Annotated in this window: 12 protein-coding genes; 5 read left to right on the top strand and 7 right to left on the bottom strand. The window is 52.0% G+C overall.

The annotated features are described in order from the left end of the window. Window positions 1-3: 3 nt before the first annotated feature. Window positions 4-921: a LysR family transcriptional regulator gene (locus BQ6873_RS08910; RefSeq protein ID WP_076592330.1), complete on the bottom strand. Its 918-nt coding sequence runs from the start codon at window positions 919-921 to the stop codon at window positions 4-6. 138 nt (window positions 922-1059) lie between these two features. Between BQ6873_RS08910 and BQ6873_RS08905 the strand changes: the two genes are divergently transcribed. Continuing rightward, window positions 1060-1758 carry a pirin family protein gene (locus tag BQ6873_RS08905; RefSeq protein ID WP_076592329.1) on the top strand — a complete coding sequence of 233 codons (699 nt, stop codon included), beginning with the start codon at window positions 1060-1062 and terminating at the stop codon, window positions 1756-1758. A gap of 73 nt (window positions 1759-1831) precedes the next feature. Here the strand turns inward: BQ6873_RS08905 and kdsA are convergent, their stop codons facing one another. Both kdsA and BQ6873_RS08895 read right to left on the bottom strand, forming a co-directional pair. Next, on the bottom strand, window positions 1832-2677 hold the full coding sequence (gene kdsA, locus BQ6873_RS08900) for a 3-deoxy-8-phosphooctulonate synthase (RefSeq protein ID WP_076592328.1): 846 nt from the start codon (window positions 2675-2677) through the stop codon (window positions 1832-1834). Between the two features lie 63 nt (window positions 2678-2740). Then, window positions 2741-3580, bottom strand: a complete 840-nt coding sequence (locus BQ6873_RS08895) for a sulfurtransferase (RefSeq protein WP_076592327.1) — start codon at window positions 3578-3580, stop codon at window positions 2741-2743. A gap of 202 nt (window positions 3581-3782) precedes the next feature. Between BQ6873_RS08895 and dnaE the strand changes: the two genes are divergently transcribed. Genes dnaE through msbA form a run of 3 tightly spaced genes read left to right on the top strand, consistent with a single transcriptional unit; the run spans window position 3783 to window position 10199 of the window. Further along, window positions 3783-7244, top strand: coding sequence for a DNA polymerase III subunit alpha (dnaE, locus tag BQ6873_RS08890; protein ID WP_076592326.1), 3462 nt, complete (start codon window positions 3783-3785; stop codon window positions 7242-7244). Further along, the gene (locus BQ6873_RS08885) at window positions 7237-8463 is read left to right on the top strand and encodes an O-antigen ligase family protein (RefSeq protein WP_076592325.1); all 1227 of its coding nucleotides are present in this window, start codon (window positions 7237-7239) and stop codon (window positions 8461-8463) included. The genes dnaE and BQ6873_RS08885 overlap by 8 nt, the downstream gene beginning before the upstream one ends. After that, on the top strand, window positions 8463-10199 hold the full coding sequence (gene msbA / locus BQ6873_RS08880) for a lipid A export permease/ATP-binding protein MsbA (protein WP_076592324.1): 1737 nt from the start codon (window positions 8463-8465) through the stop codon (window positions 10197-10199). The genes BQ6873_RS08885 and msbA overlap by 1 nt, the downstream gene beginning before the upstream one ends. Window positions 10200-10235: 36 nt before the next feature. Here the strand turns inward: msbA and BQ6873_RS08875 are convergent, their stop codons facing one another. Beyond that, on the bottom strand, window positions 10236-11117 hold the full coding sequence (locus BQ6873_RS08875; RefSeq protein ID WP_076592323.1) for a glycosyltransferase family 2 protein: 882 nt from the start codon (window positions 11115-11117) through the stop codon (window positions 10236-10238). A gap of 361 nt (window positions 11118-11478) precedes the next feature. Here BQ6873_RS08875 and BQ6873_RS08870 point away from each other — a divergent pair, with 361 nt between their 5' ends. Further along, window positions 11479-12237, top strand: coding sequence for a glycosyltransferase (locus BQ6873_RS08870; protein ID WP_076592322.1), 759 nt, complete (start codon window positions 11479-11481; stop codon window positions 12235-12237). A gap of 77 nt (window positions 12238-12314) precedes the next feature. Here BQ6873_RS08870 and rng read toward each other — a convergent pair whose 3' ends face one another. From rng to rlmH, 3 genes are read right to left on the bottom strand one after another with little or no spacing between them, the layout of a single operon-like run. Then, window positions 12315-13778: a ribonuclease G gene (gene rng / locus BQ6873_RS08865; protein ID WP_076592321.1), complete on the bottom strand. Its 1464-nt coding sequence runs from the start codon at window positions 13776-13778 to the stop codon at window positions 12315-12317. Continuing rightward, window positions 13775-14395 (bottom strand): Maf family protein, encoded by a 621-nt coding sequence (locus BQ6873_RS08860; protein WP_076592320.1) that lies wholly within the window; start codon window positions 14393-14395, stop codon window positions 13775-13777. Before BQ6873_RS08860 ends, rng begins: the two co-directional genes overlap by 4 nt. A 7-nt stretch (window positions 14396-14402) precedes the next feature. Further along, window positions 14403-14873, bottom strand: a complete 471-nt coding sequence (gene rlmH / locus BQ6873_RS08855) for a 23S rRNA (pseudouridine(1915)-N(3))-methyltransferase RlmH (RefSeq protein ID WP_076592319.1) — start codon at window positions 14871-14873, stop codon at window positions 14403-14405. Window positions 14874-14880: the final 7 nt, after the last annotated feature.

Here is a 14880-nt window from a genome sequence, read left to right as displayed (position 1 = left end):
GCCTTACTCCGCCAGCAGTGCGCGTTGTACATCGGGGTCTGCCAGTTTGTTGAGGAACCACTTCAGGCATTTGCCGCGCGATGAAGTGCGCCATGCGTATTGCGGTAATCCTGTGGGTTTGATTTCTATCGTTTGTTTTTCTATCAGTTCGCCGGAAGCGAGATAAGGCGCCGCCCATTTGCGTGGCAGGTGGCCGCAGCCAAGTCCGGCTAACTGCGTTTTCAGTTTTTCATGGATATCCGGAACTGTCAGTGTGGCCTGACCAGTGAGCAAGCCGGCGCTGACGCTGGGCAGGAAGCGCCCGCTATCACCGGCGACGACGGCGCGATACTGTTGTACCAGTTGCGCTGGCAGCGGATCCGGCATGGTCGCCAGCGGATGACCTGGTGCTACGGCAAAGACCCAGTCCACTTCGCCCAAAGGACGCACGCGGAAGTCGCCGCTACCGCGCACGATTTCCGGGCCGTCGGATGAAACGCCAATAGCAAGGTCGGCCGCGCCGCTGGTCAGGGTTTCCCACACACCGGACAATACCTCGGTTGAAAAACGCAATTGCGTACCCGAACCTTCGGCATCGAACGCGCGTATCAGCGGCAGCATTTTTTCAAAAGGGATTATGCTGTCGAGCACAATGCGCAATTCGACTTCCCAGCCACTGGCCGTGCGCTTGACCCTTTGCTCAAGTTCATCGGCGGCACGCAGCAGGTGGCGCCCCTCCGTTAATAATTCTTGCCCGGCCGCGGTCAGCTTGGCACGATGGCCACGGCGGTCGAACAGCAACACGTCGAGATCTTCTTCCAGCTTGCGCACGCTATAGGTCAGGGCCGACGGCACGCGGTCGAGCGCCACCGCAGCCGCGGCAAAGCTGCCTTTGCGGTCTATGGTGTCGAGTATGCGTATGGCTTCCAGCGTCAGATTCATCAGTATTTTCTATTATTCAAAATAATTGAATGACTTGTCCTGAATTATGCCCTTATTTAATGCCTTTTGAACGTCTATAGTGACACTCATAGGTTAAAACTTAAGTCATACAATAAAACTCACCGAAAGGAAAACATCATGCTTGAAATTCGCAAAAGTGAAGACCGGGGCCACGCAAATCACGGTTGGCTGGATTCGCACCATACCTTCTCTTTCGCTGATTATTACGACGAAAAACATATGGGTTTCGGCCCACTGCGTGTGATCAATGAAGATCGCGTCAATGCTGGCGGCGGCTTCGGCACTCACGGTCATCGCGATATGGAAATCATCAGCTATGTGCTGGAAGGCGAGCTGGCGCACAAAGACAGCATGGGCACCGGCAGTGTGATTCGTCCGGGTGATGTGCAGCGCATGAGTGCTGGTAGCGGTGTACGCCATTCGGAATTCAATCATGCGAAAGATCAGACCACGCATTTCCTGCAAATCTGGATCCAGCCGAATGTGAATGGCATTCCGCCCAGCTATGAAGAGAAGCATTTCGCGCCGGAAGAAAAACGCGGGCGTTTGCGTCTGATCGCTAGTTCTGACGGTGCTGACGGTTCAGTACTGATACATCAGGATGCCAAGTTGTATGCGGGTTTGTTTGATGGTGCAGAGGCAGCCAGTTTGACGTTGGCAGCAGGGCGACGCGCGTTTGTGCATGTTGCACGCGGCTCAGTGACTGTGAATGGCGTGGCCTTGAAAACTGGCGATGCCTTGAAGGTCGCTGATGTGGCAACGCTGGAAATCAGCGATGGCAAGGAAGCCGAAGTGCTGGTGTTTGATTTGGTCTAAACCGGTTTGCCTGCAATAAAAAAGCGCGACATCGATAAAGATGCCGCGCTTTTTTCATCATGCAGGAATATTTTTACGCTTCGATATCCAGCGGTGCAAACGACTTGATCAAATCGTCGAGCGCTTTCAATTGCGTGAGGAATGGTTCCAGTTTGTCGAGTGGCAGTGCACTCGGACCATCACATTTTGCATTCTTGGGATCAGGATGTGCTTCAAGGAATAAACCAGCCAAACCAACACCCATGCCGGCGCGCGCCAGATCGGCAACTTGCTCACGACGGCCGCCGGAAGCAGCGCCCATCGAATCACGTTGCTGCAATGCATGCGTGACGTCGAAAATGATAGGCAGGTTGCCGGTAACTTTTTTCATCACGCCGAAACCGAGCATATCAACTACTAGATTGTCGTAGCCGAAGCAGGTGCCACGATCGCACAGGATCAATTGATCGTTGCCAGCTTCGCGGAATTTTTCCACGATGTTCAGCATTTGTGGCGGGCTGAGGAACTGCGGTTTTTTGATGTTGATGACGCGACCGGTTTGTGCCAAGGCGACCACCAGATCAGTCTGGCGTGCGAGGAAGGCAGGCAGTTGCAGGACGTCGATGACTTCTGCCGCGATCTTGGCTTGATACGGTTCGTGCACGTCAGTAATGAGTGGTACACCGAAAGTTTTTTTCACATCTTCAAAAATGCGCAAGCCTTCTTCCAATCCTGGACCACGATAGGAATGGATGGATGATCGGTTCGCCTTGTCGAAGGACGCTTTGAAGACATAAGGGATGCCGAGCTTGCTGGTGACGCGCACGTATTCTTCGCAGGAACGCATGGCGAGATCGCGCGATTCGAGCACATTGATGCCGCCGAACAAGACGAAGGGCGCAGCGTTGTCGACCTTGATTTCACCGTTGATATTGATCATTTTTTAAACACAGTAAGTTAAACAGCGTGATCGTATGAGCGACTGCCCATACGTTCCTGAAAATTATTTTGCGCAATGCGGACACGAGCTGCCATCAACAAACTCCGGTGCCAGTTGTTCGCGCGGTGATACGGTCGCGTTGCAAGCCGTACATGTTGTCGGCAGGCTAGGTTCCAGGCGTGGATTCAAGGCGGTGCGGTGATCAAATACAAAACAGTCGCCAGTGTAATGATCGCCACCCACATCTTCAAAATATTTGAGGATGCCGCCATCGAGTTGATAGACGCTGCCGAAGCCGACGTTCTTCATATGGATAGCAGCCTTCTCGCAGCGGATGCCGCCAGTGCAGAAGGTGACGATGGTTTTATCCGCCAACTCGTCTTTGTGCTGCGCAACGATATCAGGGAATTCGCTGAATTTGTCGATGCGGTAATCGATGGTGTTGTCGAAAGTACCAACGTCGACTTCAAACGCGTTGCGTGTATCCATCATGACCACAGGCTTGCCGTCATCGTCATGGCCTTGATCCAGCCAGCGCTTGAGCGTCAGTGGTTCGACTGCAGGAGCACGGCCTTCTTCCGGCTTGATCAATGGATGCTTCATCGTGATGATTTCACGTTTAAGCTTGACCAGCATGTATTTGAACGGTTGGTCGTCGGAAAAACTTTCTTTCACTTCCAGATCGGTGAAGCGCGCATCGGCACGTAGCCAAGTGAGGAAGCGGTCGATATTTTCACGCGTACCAGCCAAAAACAGATTAATGCCTTCCGGGCTGAGCAGGATGGTGCCTTTTAGCGACAGTTCATCGCATTTGGCGAGAAATTCAGGGCGCTTCTCCGCTGTGTCATCAAAACTGATGAATTTGTAGGCGGCGATATTAACGAATGACGATGTAGCTTGCATGCTTGCGTGTTTCTTGAAGGTGATTGCCCTTGTGATTTGAGCAATATTTTGTGACTGATGCCTTGCATGCTGTGCCATGTCTGACGATGTGCAATCGTCAACGGCAGGAAGTGGCAAGGCAGGAATAAGTCGACATTATAAACTTCACGTTTAGGAATGCTGAAATGTCTGATCGAAGGGGTGGTCGCGGTAGAATACGGCCATGATTTCTCCGCAATTTACTCATCTCCGCCTCCATTCCGAATATTCGATTGTCGATGGCCTGATTCGCATCGATGATGTGATCCAGGCAGCGGCTGCCGATATGCAGCCCGCGCTGGCCATTACCGATCTGGCCAATCTGTTCGGGATGGTCAAATTTTATAAAGAAGCCCGTTCCAACGGCATCAAGCCCATCATCGGTTGCGATGTCTGGATCACGAATGATAACGACCGCGACAAGCCATCGCGTTTGTTGCTGTTGGTCAAGAACAAGACCGGTTACCTGCAATTGTGCGAATTGTTGTCGAAAGCATGGTTGACCAATTTGCATCGTGGTCGTGCCGAGATTCGTCCGGAATGGCTAGAGCAACTCGCCTCCGAGGGCGGCCCAAATGGTTTGATTGTTTTGTCCGGCGCGCATTTTGGCGATGTCGGCATGGCAATTGATAACGGCAATCTGGCTGGTGCAGAACGTTGCGCGCGTCGTTGGGCTGAAGTTTTCCCCGGACATTTTTATATAGAAGTACAACGTGCCGAGCAGCCGAATATGGATGCCCACGTGCGCCAGGCATCGGTGCTGGCAGCAAAATTGAATTTGCCTTTGGTGGCGACGCATCCTGTGCAATTTTTGGGGCAGGATGAATTTACCGCGCATGAAGCGCGTACCTGTATTTCCGAAGGCGAAATTCTCGCCAATCCACGCCGTATCAAGCGCTTTAATATTCAGCAACGATTCAAGACGCAGGCGGAAATGGCGGAGCTGTTCGCCGATATGCCGCATGCTTTGCAGAACTCGGTCGAGATCGCCAAGCGTTGCAATCTGGTGCTGGAACTGGGCAAGCCTAAGCTGCCGAATTTCCCGACGCCGGATGGTTCATCGATTGATGAGTTCCTGGTCAAGGAAGCGCAGCGCGGGCTGGATCAACGTCTGGAACATCTTTATCCGGATCCGGCTGCGCGTGAAAAAAACCGTGAGCGTTATCAGGCGCGTCTGAAGTTTGAGACCGATACGATTATCCACATGGGTTTCCCCGGTTACTTCCTGATCGTGGCCGACTTTATCAAATGGGCGAAAAATAACGGCGTGCCGGTTGGTCCGGGCCGTGGTTCGGGTGCCGGCTCGCTGGTGGCGTATTCGTTATTGATTACCGATCTGGATCCGTTGCAGTACAACTTGCTGTTCGAGCGCTTCTTGAATCCTGAGCGGGTTTCGATGCCCGATTTCGATATCGATTTTTGTCAGGAAGGGCGCGATCGCGTCATTCAGTACGTGAAGGATCAATACGGCAAGGATGCGGTATCGCAGATTGCGACCTTCGGTACGATGGCGGCTAAAGGTGCTGTGCGTGACGTTGGTCGTGTGCTGGATTTTGGCTACAACTTCTGTGATGGTATTTCCAAGCTGATTCCATTCAAGCCGGGCAAGCTGGTCACGATCTCTGATGCGATCAAGGAAGAGCCGTTGCTGGCGGAACGCCTTGAGAATGAAGAAGAAGTGAAGCAGCTGCTGGAGCTGGCGCAAAAAGTTGAAGGCATCGCTCGTAACATCGGTATGCATGCTGGTGGCGTGTTGATCGCACCGGGCAAGCTGACTGACTTCTGTCCGCTCTACACGCAGGGCGGTGACGCCGGCGTGGTATCGCAATACGATAAAGATGACGTCGAAGCCGTCGGTCTGGTGAAGTTCGACTTTTTGGGTTTGACCACGCTGACGATTCTTGATCGTGCAGTGCGTTATATCAAGGACCTCGATCCGGCGCTGGCCGATTTTGCGTTGGAGAAGTTACCGCTCAACGATAGACCGTCGTATGAATTGCTGACCAAGGCGAAAACCGTCGCTGTCTTCCAGCTGGAAAGTCGCGGCATGCAAGGCATGCTGAAGGATGCGCGTCCCGATCGTTTCGAAGACATTATTGCGTTGGTGGCGTTGTACCGTCCGGGTCCTATGGATCTGATTCCGGATTTCTGCCGACGCAAGCACGGCGAACGTTTTGAATATCCTGATCCGCGTACCGAAGCCATTCTGTCCGAAACCTACGGCATCATGGTGTATCAGGAACAGGTTATGCAGATGGCGCAGGTCATCGGTGGTTACTCGCTGGGCGGTGCGGATTTGCTGCGCCGTGCGATGGGTAAGAAAAAAGCCGAAGAGATGGCGCAGCATCGCGAGTTGTTCCGTGCTGGTGCAGCGAAGAATGATTTGTCCGCTGAAAAAGCCGATGAGATCTTCGACTTGATGGAAAAGTTTGCCGGCTACGGTTTTAATAAATCGCATGCTGCTGCTTACGCCTTGTTGTCGTATCACACTGCATATTTAAAAGCACATCACCCGGCCGCGTTCATGGCAGCCAACTTGTCGCTGGCGATGGATGACACCGACAAGATCAAGATCCTGGTCGAAGATGCGATTGATATTTGCGGTCTGACCTTGTTGCCGCCGGATATTAATCAATCAGATTACCGTTTCATACCGGTTGGCGTGCCAGGCAAGAAGGCAACACAGATACGTTATGGTTTGGGCGCAGTCAAAGGTTCAGGCAAGGGCGCGATTGATGCAGTAGTAGAAGCACGCAAGGAAAAACCATTTGTCGACTTGTTCGATTTTTGTAAACGTGTCGACAAGCGTCAGATCAATCGTCGCACTATCGATTCGCTGATACGTGCTGGTGCTTTCGATTGCTTCAATGTTGATCGTGCGATCTTGTTGGCGTCCGTCGCTTTCGCGATGGAATGTGCCGAGCAAGCTGAAGCTGCGGCAAATCAGGTCAGCCTGTTTGGCGGCGATGACAGCGATCTGGAAACACCACCGGAATACGTGAAAGTGTCGCCATGGAGCGACAAGCAAAAACTGACTGAAGAAAAAGCTGCACTCGGCTTTTATCTGTCCGGTCATTTATTCAATGCCTACGCAGAAGAAGCGCGTCGCTTTGCACGTGCGAAGTTGAGTAGCCTGGAACCTTCACGCGAGCCACGCACGATTGCCGGTGTGATTTCCGGTTTGCGCACGCAGATGACACAGCGCGGCCGTATCGTGATTGTTACTTTGGACGATGGGAGCGCGACGGTGGATGTGACGGTCTACAACGAGGTGTACGACGCCAACCGTAATTTGTTCAAGGAAGATGAATTTCTCGCGGTATCTGGCAAAGTCTCGGAAGATCGCTTCTCCGGCGGTTTGCGTATTACGGCAGAGAAGGTGATGGATATTGCCGCTGTGCGCATACAGTATGCAAAATGCGTACGCCTGTCTTTGCAGGCATCGGTAGACGTTAGTGTACTGATGGCGACCTTGCGATCGGCTGCGCGTGCAGACGGTAGTCCGGTGGTCATCCAGTATCAAAATCCAAAAGGTATGTCGGAACTATGTTTTGCGGAGCAATGGCGCATCAATCCGGACGACAACATAAAACAAAAACTAATCGATTTATATTCGGAAAAAAATGTACAGATCGCCTATGACTGACCGTATGAATTTGTTCAATTCAAACGAAACGAAAGCGCAATTCATCCTCTCGCTATTGCCCATAACTTTGTTCTTTCCGATAGGGATTGGTTATACCGGTATCGTCCTGTTCCTGGTGGCATTGCTGCTGGGCGGACATTACGGAGATAGATGGCAGGCAATCAAGGATAGCCCGATGTTTTTGCCAGTGATGGGTTTGCTGGTAGTGACTTGCGGTGCTGGATTATTTCTGGATAGACCAGTCGGATTCTGGAAGGCATTCATGCATTACCAGATTTACCTGTTTCTACTCGTGTTCATCAGCGTGGGAGCAGGGCGCTGGCAACAACGTGCACTGAATGTTTTCTTCGCTGGCGCAGTGTTGGCGGCGACCTTGTTTTATCTGAGTCGTTTGCAATTGCTGCCGAACTGGACCTTGTTCCAGAATTACATTGATTACGCTGGCAATAAATCCATCTTGCTGGGCATCTTGTTGGGTATCGCTGGTGGCTGGATGCTGAATGAAATTTGTGCGAAGCGTGATCACAAGTTGCTGCGTATCGTGGCTTTTCTGTATATCGCTGCTGCCTTGTTGTTTCTGGCAAAAACTCGCACCGGTAGTTTGATCTTCGTTTTTGGTTGTGCCTTGGTGGTGTTGCGCTATATGACATTTTCATGGCGCAGCGTATTGCTATTGATTGGTACTGTCGCCGTGATCGGTGTCGCATGGCAAACCGCAAGCGGTTTTCGCGAGCGTTTGGTCGGTACGGCGCATGACATCAAGGCGTTTGTTGATGGCGGCAAGGTCAGCGCTGATGGTATACGTCTGGAGATGTATCGCCTTACAAGCGAGATTATCGAGGAGCATCCGATAGTTGGCAGTGGCATTGGCACTTGGGCCGTCAAGTATCCGGAAAAAGCAAAAGGCTTGGAGAGCGAAAGCATGGCAACGCCGCATAACGATTATCTGTTGTACACCGCCGAGATCGGTGTAATCGGGGTAGCTGCACTGTTATGGATATGGCTGACGCAACTGATAGTGGCAGTCAGAATCGGTGGCGAAAACGGTGTGCGTTTATTCACCATCGGTGTGGCCATCATGTTTGGCGGTCTGGTCAATGCTATTTTGCGTGATGCCTTGTTTGGCATTGCATTCATGGTGTTGCTGGCGATTCCGCTGGCCGGTATCAACCGGCATGCATATCGTAAGCATGACAATCATTATGGAGATATGAGCTGATGACAATTTCTCCTCATTTAAAACGCCTGTACGGCATGCTGGGGCCGTACAAGAAGCGTCTGGCGATTGCATTTGTCGGCATGATCATGACGGCGCTGACCGAACCTATGCTCCCGGCCGTGCTGCGGGTCCTGCTAGATAAGGGCTTTGGCGGCAAACCGACATTCTCGTTGTGGCTGGTGCCATTCGCTATCGTCGGTATTTTTGTCTTGCGCGGCATCTCTACATTCACCACGACTTATATGATGACCTGGGTCTCGTCGCGTTTGCTTACCGTATTGCGCAAGCAAATGTTTGAACGCATGCTGGACGTACCGCTGGGATTCTATGCGACGCATTCAGTTGGTCGGGTCATCAACTCGATGATGTTTGAAGTGCAGCAAATCGTTGAAATGATCACCAAGGTCTATAGCTCTATTATTCGCGATTCACTGACAGTCGTGGTTCTGCTGTCTTTCCTATTTTGGCTGAACTGGCGCTTGACCCTGATTACGCTGATTTTGTTACCCTTGATTGCCATCGTGGTACGGGCAAGTGGTCGGCGACTACGCCGATTGACGCGTGATTACCAGATGGTCAATGGCGAGATGACGCAAGTCATAGAAGAAACAACGCGTGCCAATCAGGTCATCAAGATTTTTGGTGGCCAACAGTACGAAAGCAAGCGATTCGAGGAGCGTGCCGATAAACTTCGCGGCTACACGATGCGGATGGCGAGTGCCCTGGCATTGACCACACCAGTGACCCAAATCATGGCATCCACTGCGGTTGCAGTTGTGATCGTGATTGCGTTGATCCAGTCCGGTAATAATCAGACTACCGTCGGCGGTTTTGTTTCCTTCATCACAGCGATGCTGATGTTGTTGGCACCGTTGAAGAGTGTTGCAGAAGTAAACGGCCCTCTACAGCGCGGTTTGACCGCGGCTGAAGCGGTATTTCACTTGATAGATGCCAAACCTGAACGTACTTCGGGACGTGACCTGACGCAACGCGCAGCTGGTCGACTTGATTTTGTAAATCTCGGTTTCTCGTATCCAGGTCATCAAACATTGGCACTGACAAATATCAATCTGAGCATCATGCCAGGCGAGACGATTGCGTTTGTTGGTATGTCCGGTGGCGGTAAATCGACATTAGTTAATTTGGTGCCAGGATTTTATGCCGCGACGGCGGGCGAGCTTCAATTGGATGGTGTATCGGTAGAAGACATTGCCTTGACCAGTTTGCGTAAGCAAATCGCGATGGTCAGCCAACATGTGGTTTTATTCGACGACACGATAGCTGCAAATATTTCCTATGGCGATGAAACACCAGATCGGGCGCGTATTTTGGCGGCCGCCACTGCAGCGCATCTGGATGAAGTGATTGCTGGCTTGCCGGGAGGTCTGGAAACCATGATAGGCGATAACGGATCGCGCTTGTCTGGTGGTCAGCGTCAGCGTCTGGCGATTGCGCGTGCGATTTACAAGGATGCGCCTATCTTGATTCTGGATGAAGCGACATCTGCGCTGGATTCTGAATCAGAGCGTGCAGTGCAAGCAGCACTGGATGAATTGATGAAGGGCCGTACCACTTTGGTGATTGCACATCGTCTGTCAACGATTGAGCGCGCAGACCGTATCGCCGTATTGGCCGAAGGTCAGGTAGTCGAATTGGGTTCGCATCAAGAATTGCTGGAAAAAAATGGCGTGTACGCGAATCTCTACCATTTGCAATTTGCCAAAGACGCATTTTGAACATGTGGATCAGCATGAGCTGATCCACATCTAGCCTTACTGCTTAGCCTTGTATGTAAACAAGCCGCAGATACGGCCAATCAGGCGAGATAAATAGCGTGGGAATGGCAGCAACAATCTTGGCAACAAAGTGAGTATTGCCAAGCCCATCGTCTTCCAGCGCAATGCAGCAACATGCTCGGGGCCGAAATGCTTGCCGGTAAAAATCAATTTTGATTGTGCATGATGGTAGCCGCGGCCGAATTCAGCGCGCCATGGGTGCGCTCCCTTGACTGAGCCGCGCGATAGGTGCGTGACTGCGACATTGGGCGCAACGATGATTTCCTTGTTTTGCATGAAGACACGTTGGCACAAGTCTTCATCTTCGTAATACAGGAAGAAGGTTTCGTCAAAAAAGCCGATGTCGCGCATGACTTCCATATTCAACAACATGACTGCGCCACAGACGAAACCGACGCAGCAAGGTCCATCTGCTGCAGGGCCGTTTGAGGTCCAATGCGTTACTGGCCAGCGATAGCTGACTTCGACATCACCGCCGCGACGTATCAAATGCGGTGCGATGATGGCGGCTTCCGGATATGCATCTGCAGTTGCCAGCAGATTTTGTAAAAAATCGGGCGTAGGCAGGCAATCCGGATTGAGCAGTAATGCATAGCGTGTCTGCGTTTGCTCCAGTGCGCGATTGTTGGCGGCACCGAAACCGAGATTGCGGTCATTGCGCAATACCTGGGCATTCGGCATCTCGATTGCTACTTGCGCGATAGTGTCGTCGTTGCTGTCGTTATCGACTATGACGACATGCGGCAATGCCGACAGCGTCTGTCCCAGCCCCGCCATGCAATGCGCGCTGTTATAGGTGACGACGATGACGGTGACATCGGCAACAGTGGTATTTGTTTCGGAATGAGTGGGGCACATGGTCTGCACTAGTCTTAATTGAATGAGTACCGTACAAGCGGTAAATCAGAGTGTATGAGCAGATTGTATGAGTTCTGGTGCATTTATTGCTGGTAGTGCCATGTAATTCTCAGAGAACGCTGAAAAATCATCGATCTTTGATCTATCGCTGGAAAGCGGCATTGAATCACTTTAAGATGCCGGTAATTGCATATTTTGCTGCGACGGCCCTATCTTTCAGGCGTCAAATCTTGTCGGTTTGCGTTCCGATCGGATTCGTACGGCATTATATGTCGTAACTTCTGTGTTTCGATGTATGCGTAGCGACTCGATTTTTTTGTAAATGAAATCTGTATCACGCGCTGTGCGCTGGAGAAAATGAATGACAGAAAACGTCAATGTAGGAAGTAAAGCGGCAGACCGCGTCATCCTGTGCATGAAATGGGGCACCAAATACGGCCCGGAATACGTCAATCGCCTGTACGCGATGGTACGCCGCAATTTGAGCGGGGACTTCCGTTTTGTCTGCCTGACCGATGATGGCAGCGGGATTCGTTCCGAAGTTGAATGTTTTCCTATTCCTGATCTGAAATTGCCAGATGGCTTGCCTGAGCGCGGCTGGAAAAAGCTGACGACCTTTGAAGCTGATCTGCATGGTTTAACGGGTACGGCGCTGTTTCTCGATGTCGATGTTGTGATTACCGACAAGATCGATGCCTTCTTTGAACAACCGGGTGAATTCCTGATCATCCATGACTGGAAGCGGCCTTGGCGTGTGACGGGTAACTCATCTGTTTATCGCTTCAAGCTGGGTGCGCATGCAGACGTTTTGCAGGAATTCCGTACGACAGGCGCCGAAGCGCGCAAAGCCTTCCGTAATGAGCAAGCATTCTTGTCTGATGTCTTGCACAAGCAGGGCAAGCTCAGCTACTGGCCGGCATCGTGGTGCTGCAGTTATAAATACCACTGCATTCCAGTCTGGCCGACCAACTACTGGCGTGAGCCGTTTGTGCCGGCTGATACCAAGATCGTGATCTTCCACGGTGAAGTGAATCCGCCGGATGCGCTGGAAGGACGACGCAATCGCGCTCTGCGTTTTGTCCGCAAGGCGCCGTGGATTGCCGATTACTGGAAAGAATAAGGTATTCGCTGGTACAAATAAAAACGGAGTCATGTGTGAACATGACTCCGTTTTTTATGGTCGCAAGCTAAAGCAACTTACATCAGGATAACGTCGTACTGTTCCTGGTGGTAGACCGTTTCCACTTGCAGTGAAATTGGCTTGCCGAGGAAGTCGCCCAGCATCGCCAGATGTTGTGACTCTTCTTCGAGGAACATATCAATCACGACTTGCGATGCCAATATACGGAATTCGCGTGGGTTGAACTGCTTCGCTTCACGCGTCAATTCACGCAGGATTTCATAACAAATCGTGCGTGCTGTTTTGACTTGGCCTTTGCCGCTGCAAGCAGGGCAGGGCTCGCACAGAATGTGCGCTAGCGATTCGCGCGTACGTTTGCGCGTCATTTCTACCAAACCGAGAGCAGAAAATCCTGAAACGGAAACCTTGGTGCGATCACGCGACAGTGCCTTGTTCAGTTCGCTCAACACCGCACTTCTATGCTCAGTGTTTTCCATGTCGATGAAATCAAGAATCATGATGCCACCCAAATTACGCAAACGTAATTGGCGTGCGATGGCGTGCGATGCTTCCAGATTGGTTTTGAATATCGTGTCGTCAAAGTTGCGGCCATTGACGAAGCTACCGGTGTTGACGTCGATAGTTGTCATCGCTTCGGTTTGATCGACGATCAGATAGCCGCCTGATTTCAAATCGACACGTCGGCCCAGTGCGCGCTGAATTTCTTCTTCCACACCGTACAAATCAAACAGTGGGCGTTCGCCCGGATAGTGCGCCAGTTTGGTCAGAACGGAAGGCGTATACAACTCGCCGAACTGTTGCAATTTGAGATAATTTTCACGCGAGTCAACCTGGATGCTGGCGGTTTCGTCATTGACGAAATCGCGCATCACACGTTGCGCCAGATCAAGATCCTGATAGAGCAAGCTTGGTGCCGGTTTGGTCTTCGCAAGCTGAGTGATATTGGCCCAGGTCTTGCGCAGATATTCGACGTCGGCTTGTAAATCGCTATCCGATGCATCTTCGGCCATGGTGCGTATGATGAAGCCGCCTTTTTCTTCTGGCTGCATCAGCTTTTGCACTTTTTCGCGCAAGAGCTCGCGTTCGGCTTCGTTTTCTATACGTTGCGAAATGCCGATATGCGATTCTTGCGGCAGATACACCAGCATGCGTCCGGCAATGGAAATCTGTGTCGACAGTCGCGCACCTTTGGTGCCGATCGGATCCTTGATGACTTGTACGGTCACTGCCTGGCCGTCGAACAGCATGCGTTCAATTGGTGTCGGCGTGGTCGGCGGCCCTTCGTGCGAACGCGCATCCCAGATATCGGCGACGTGCAGGAAGGCTGCGCGCTCCAGGCCGATGTCGATGAAGGCCGATTGCATACCAGGCAAGACGCGTACGACTTTGCCTAGATAAATATTGCCAGCCATGCCGCGCGACAGCGTGCGTTCGATATGCAATTCCTGCACGGCACCTTGCAATACGAGTGCGACGCGGGTTTCTTGCGGTGTGACGTTGACGAGAATATCTTCACTCATAGAATACGCATCCCAGCCTGTTCCAATAATTTTCCGGTTTCAAATAGCGGCAGCCCCATGATGCCTGAATAACTGCCCGCGATGTCTTGAATGAAGAGTGCGGCCTGGCCTTGTATGCCATAACCGCCTGCTTTGTCATACGGTTCAGATGTGGCGCAGTAGGCACGAATGGTGTGATCCGATAGCGCGGTGAAAGCGACATCGGAGCGTTGCGTCATTTGATAAATTTTATCGTCGTGCAGAACGGCGATATGAGTGAGGACTTGATGCGTGCGACCTGATAGTGAGCGCAACATGGCGATGGCTTCTGCTTCGTCGGCTGGTTTGCCTAATATATGACCGTCGAGTACCACGGTCGTATCGGCCGCAAGTATTGGTCGCGCAGGTAGCTTGCGCCACCACATGGTTTTTTGCGCGAAAGCGGCTTTTTCCAGCGTCACGCGTGCGACGTAATCTTCTGCACGTTCGTTAGGCAGGACGATTTCACTGACTTCCGGCCCGCGCGGGGTTTGATCGCGGAGTAAAAGTAATTCGAATTCGATACCTATTTGCCTTAATAGCTCGCGTCGGCGCGGGCTTTTGGAGGCGAGATAGATTTTTTGCGGAAGAGGTTTCATAAGGTCGTTACACCCGATGATAAGGATGGTTCTGCGTGATGGACCAGGCGCGATAGAGTTGTTCGGCCAATAGTACGCGCACCATGCCGTGTGGCAGGGTCAGACTGGATACGCGTATCAGCATATCTGCTTTTTTCTTGAAATCGGCATCCAGACCGTCTGCGCCGCCGATGATGAAGGCAACATCGCCACCATCCTGCTGCCATTGCGTCAGTTGCTGTGCCAGTTGCACGGAGGTGAGATCCTTGCCGTGCTCATCCAGCGCGATGATGCGCGCGCCTTTGGGGATGGCAGCCTCTATCTTCGCGCGTTCCAGCGCCATCGCAGTCTCGGCAGTTTTGCTGCCGGACCGTTCGACTGGTTTGATTTCCTTCAGGAGAATGCGGCAGTCGGGCGGCATGCGTTTCGCATATTCGCCGAACCCGCTTTCTATCCAGGCGGGCATCTTGTGACCAACCGCAGCGATGACGAGCTGCATGGGCGCG

Origin of the sequence: Herminiimonas arsenitoxidans (genome assembly GCF_900130075.1) — a bacterium.
GTDB lineage: Bacteria > Pseudomonadota > Gammaproteobacteria > Burkholderiales > Burkholderiaceae_D > Oxalicibacterium > Oxalicibacterium arsenitoxidans.
The sequence above is the reverse complement of the archived record's forward strand: the minus strand, read 5'-3'. Positions and strand labels throughout refer to the sequence as shown.

Bases quoted from the DNA above. Each gene is read 5' to 3' on its own strand.
- BQ6873_RS08895 (WP_076592327.1), bottom strand. From the start codon at position 3,580: ATGCAAGCTACATCGTCATTCGTTAATATCGCCGCCTACAAATTCATC.
- rng (WP_076592321.1), bottom strand. From the start codon at position 13,778: ATGAGTGAAGATATTCTCGTCAACGTCACACCGCAAGAAACCCGCGTC.
- BQ6873_RS08875 (WP_076592323.1), bottom strand. From the start codon at position 11,117: ATGTGCCCCACTCATTCCGAAACAAATACCACTGTTGCCGATGTCACC.
- msbA (WP_076592324.1), top strand. From the start codon at position 8,463: ATGACAATTTCTCCTCATTTAAAACGCCTGTACGGCATGCTGGGGCCG.
- rlmH (WP_076592319.1), bottom strand. From the start codon at position 14,873: ATGCAGCTCGTCATCGCTGCGGTTGGTCACAAGATGCCCGCCTGGATA.
- BQ6873_RS08905 (WP_076592329.1), top strand. From the start codon at position 1,060: ATGCTTGAAATTCGCAAAAGTGAAGACCGGGGCCACGCAAATCACGGT.
- BQ6873_RS08860 (WP_076592320.1), bottom strand. From the start codon at position 14,395: ATGAAACCTCTTCCGCAAAAAATCTATCTCGCCTCCAAAAGCCCGCGC.
- BQ6873_RS08870 (WP_076592322.1), top strand. From the start codon at position 11,479: ATGACAGAAAACGTCAATGTAGGAAGTAAAGCGGCAGACCGCGTCATC.
- BQ6873_RS08910 (WP_076592330.1), bottom strand. From the start codon at position 921: ATGAATCTGACGCTGGAAGCCATACGCATACTCGACACCATAGACCGC.
- BQ6873_RS08885 (WP_076592325.1), top strand. From the start codon at position 7,237: ATGACTGACCGTATGAATTTGTTCAATTCAAACGAAACGAAAGCGCAA.
- kdsA (WP_076592328.1), bottom strand. From the start codon at position 2,677: ATGATCAATATCAACGGTGAAATCAAGGTCGACAACGCTGCGCCCTTC.
- dnaE (WP_076592326.1), top strand. From the start codon at position 3,783: ATGATTTCTCCGCAATTTACTCATCTCCGCCTCCATTCCGAATATTCG.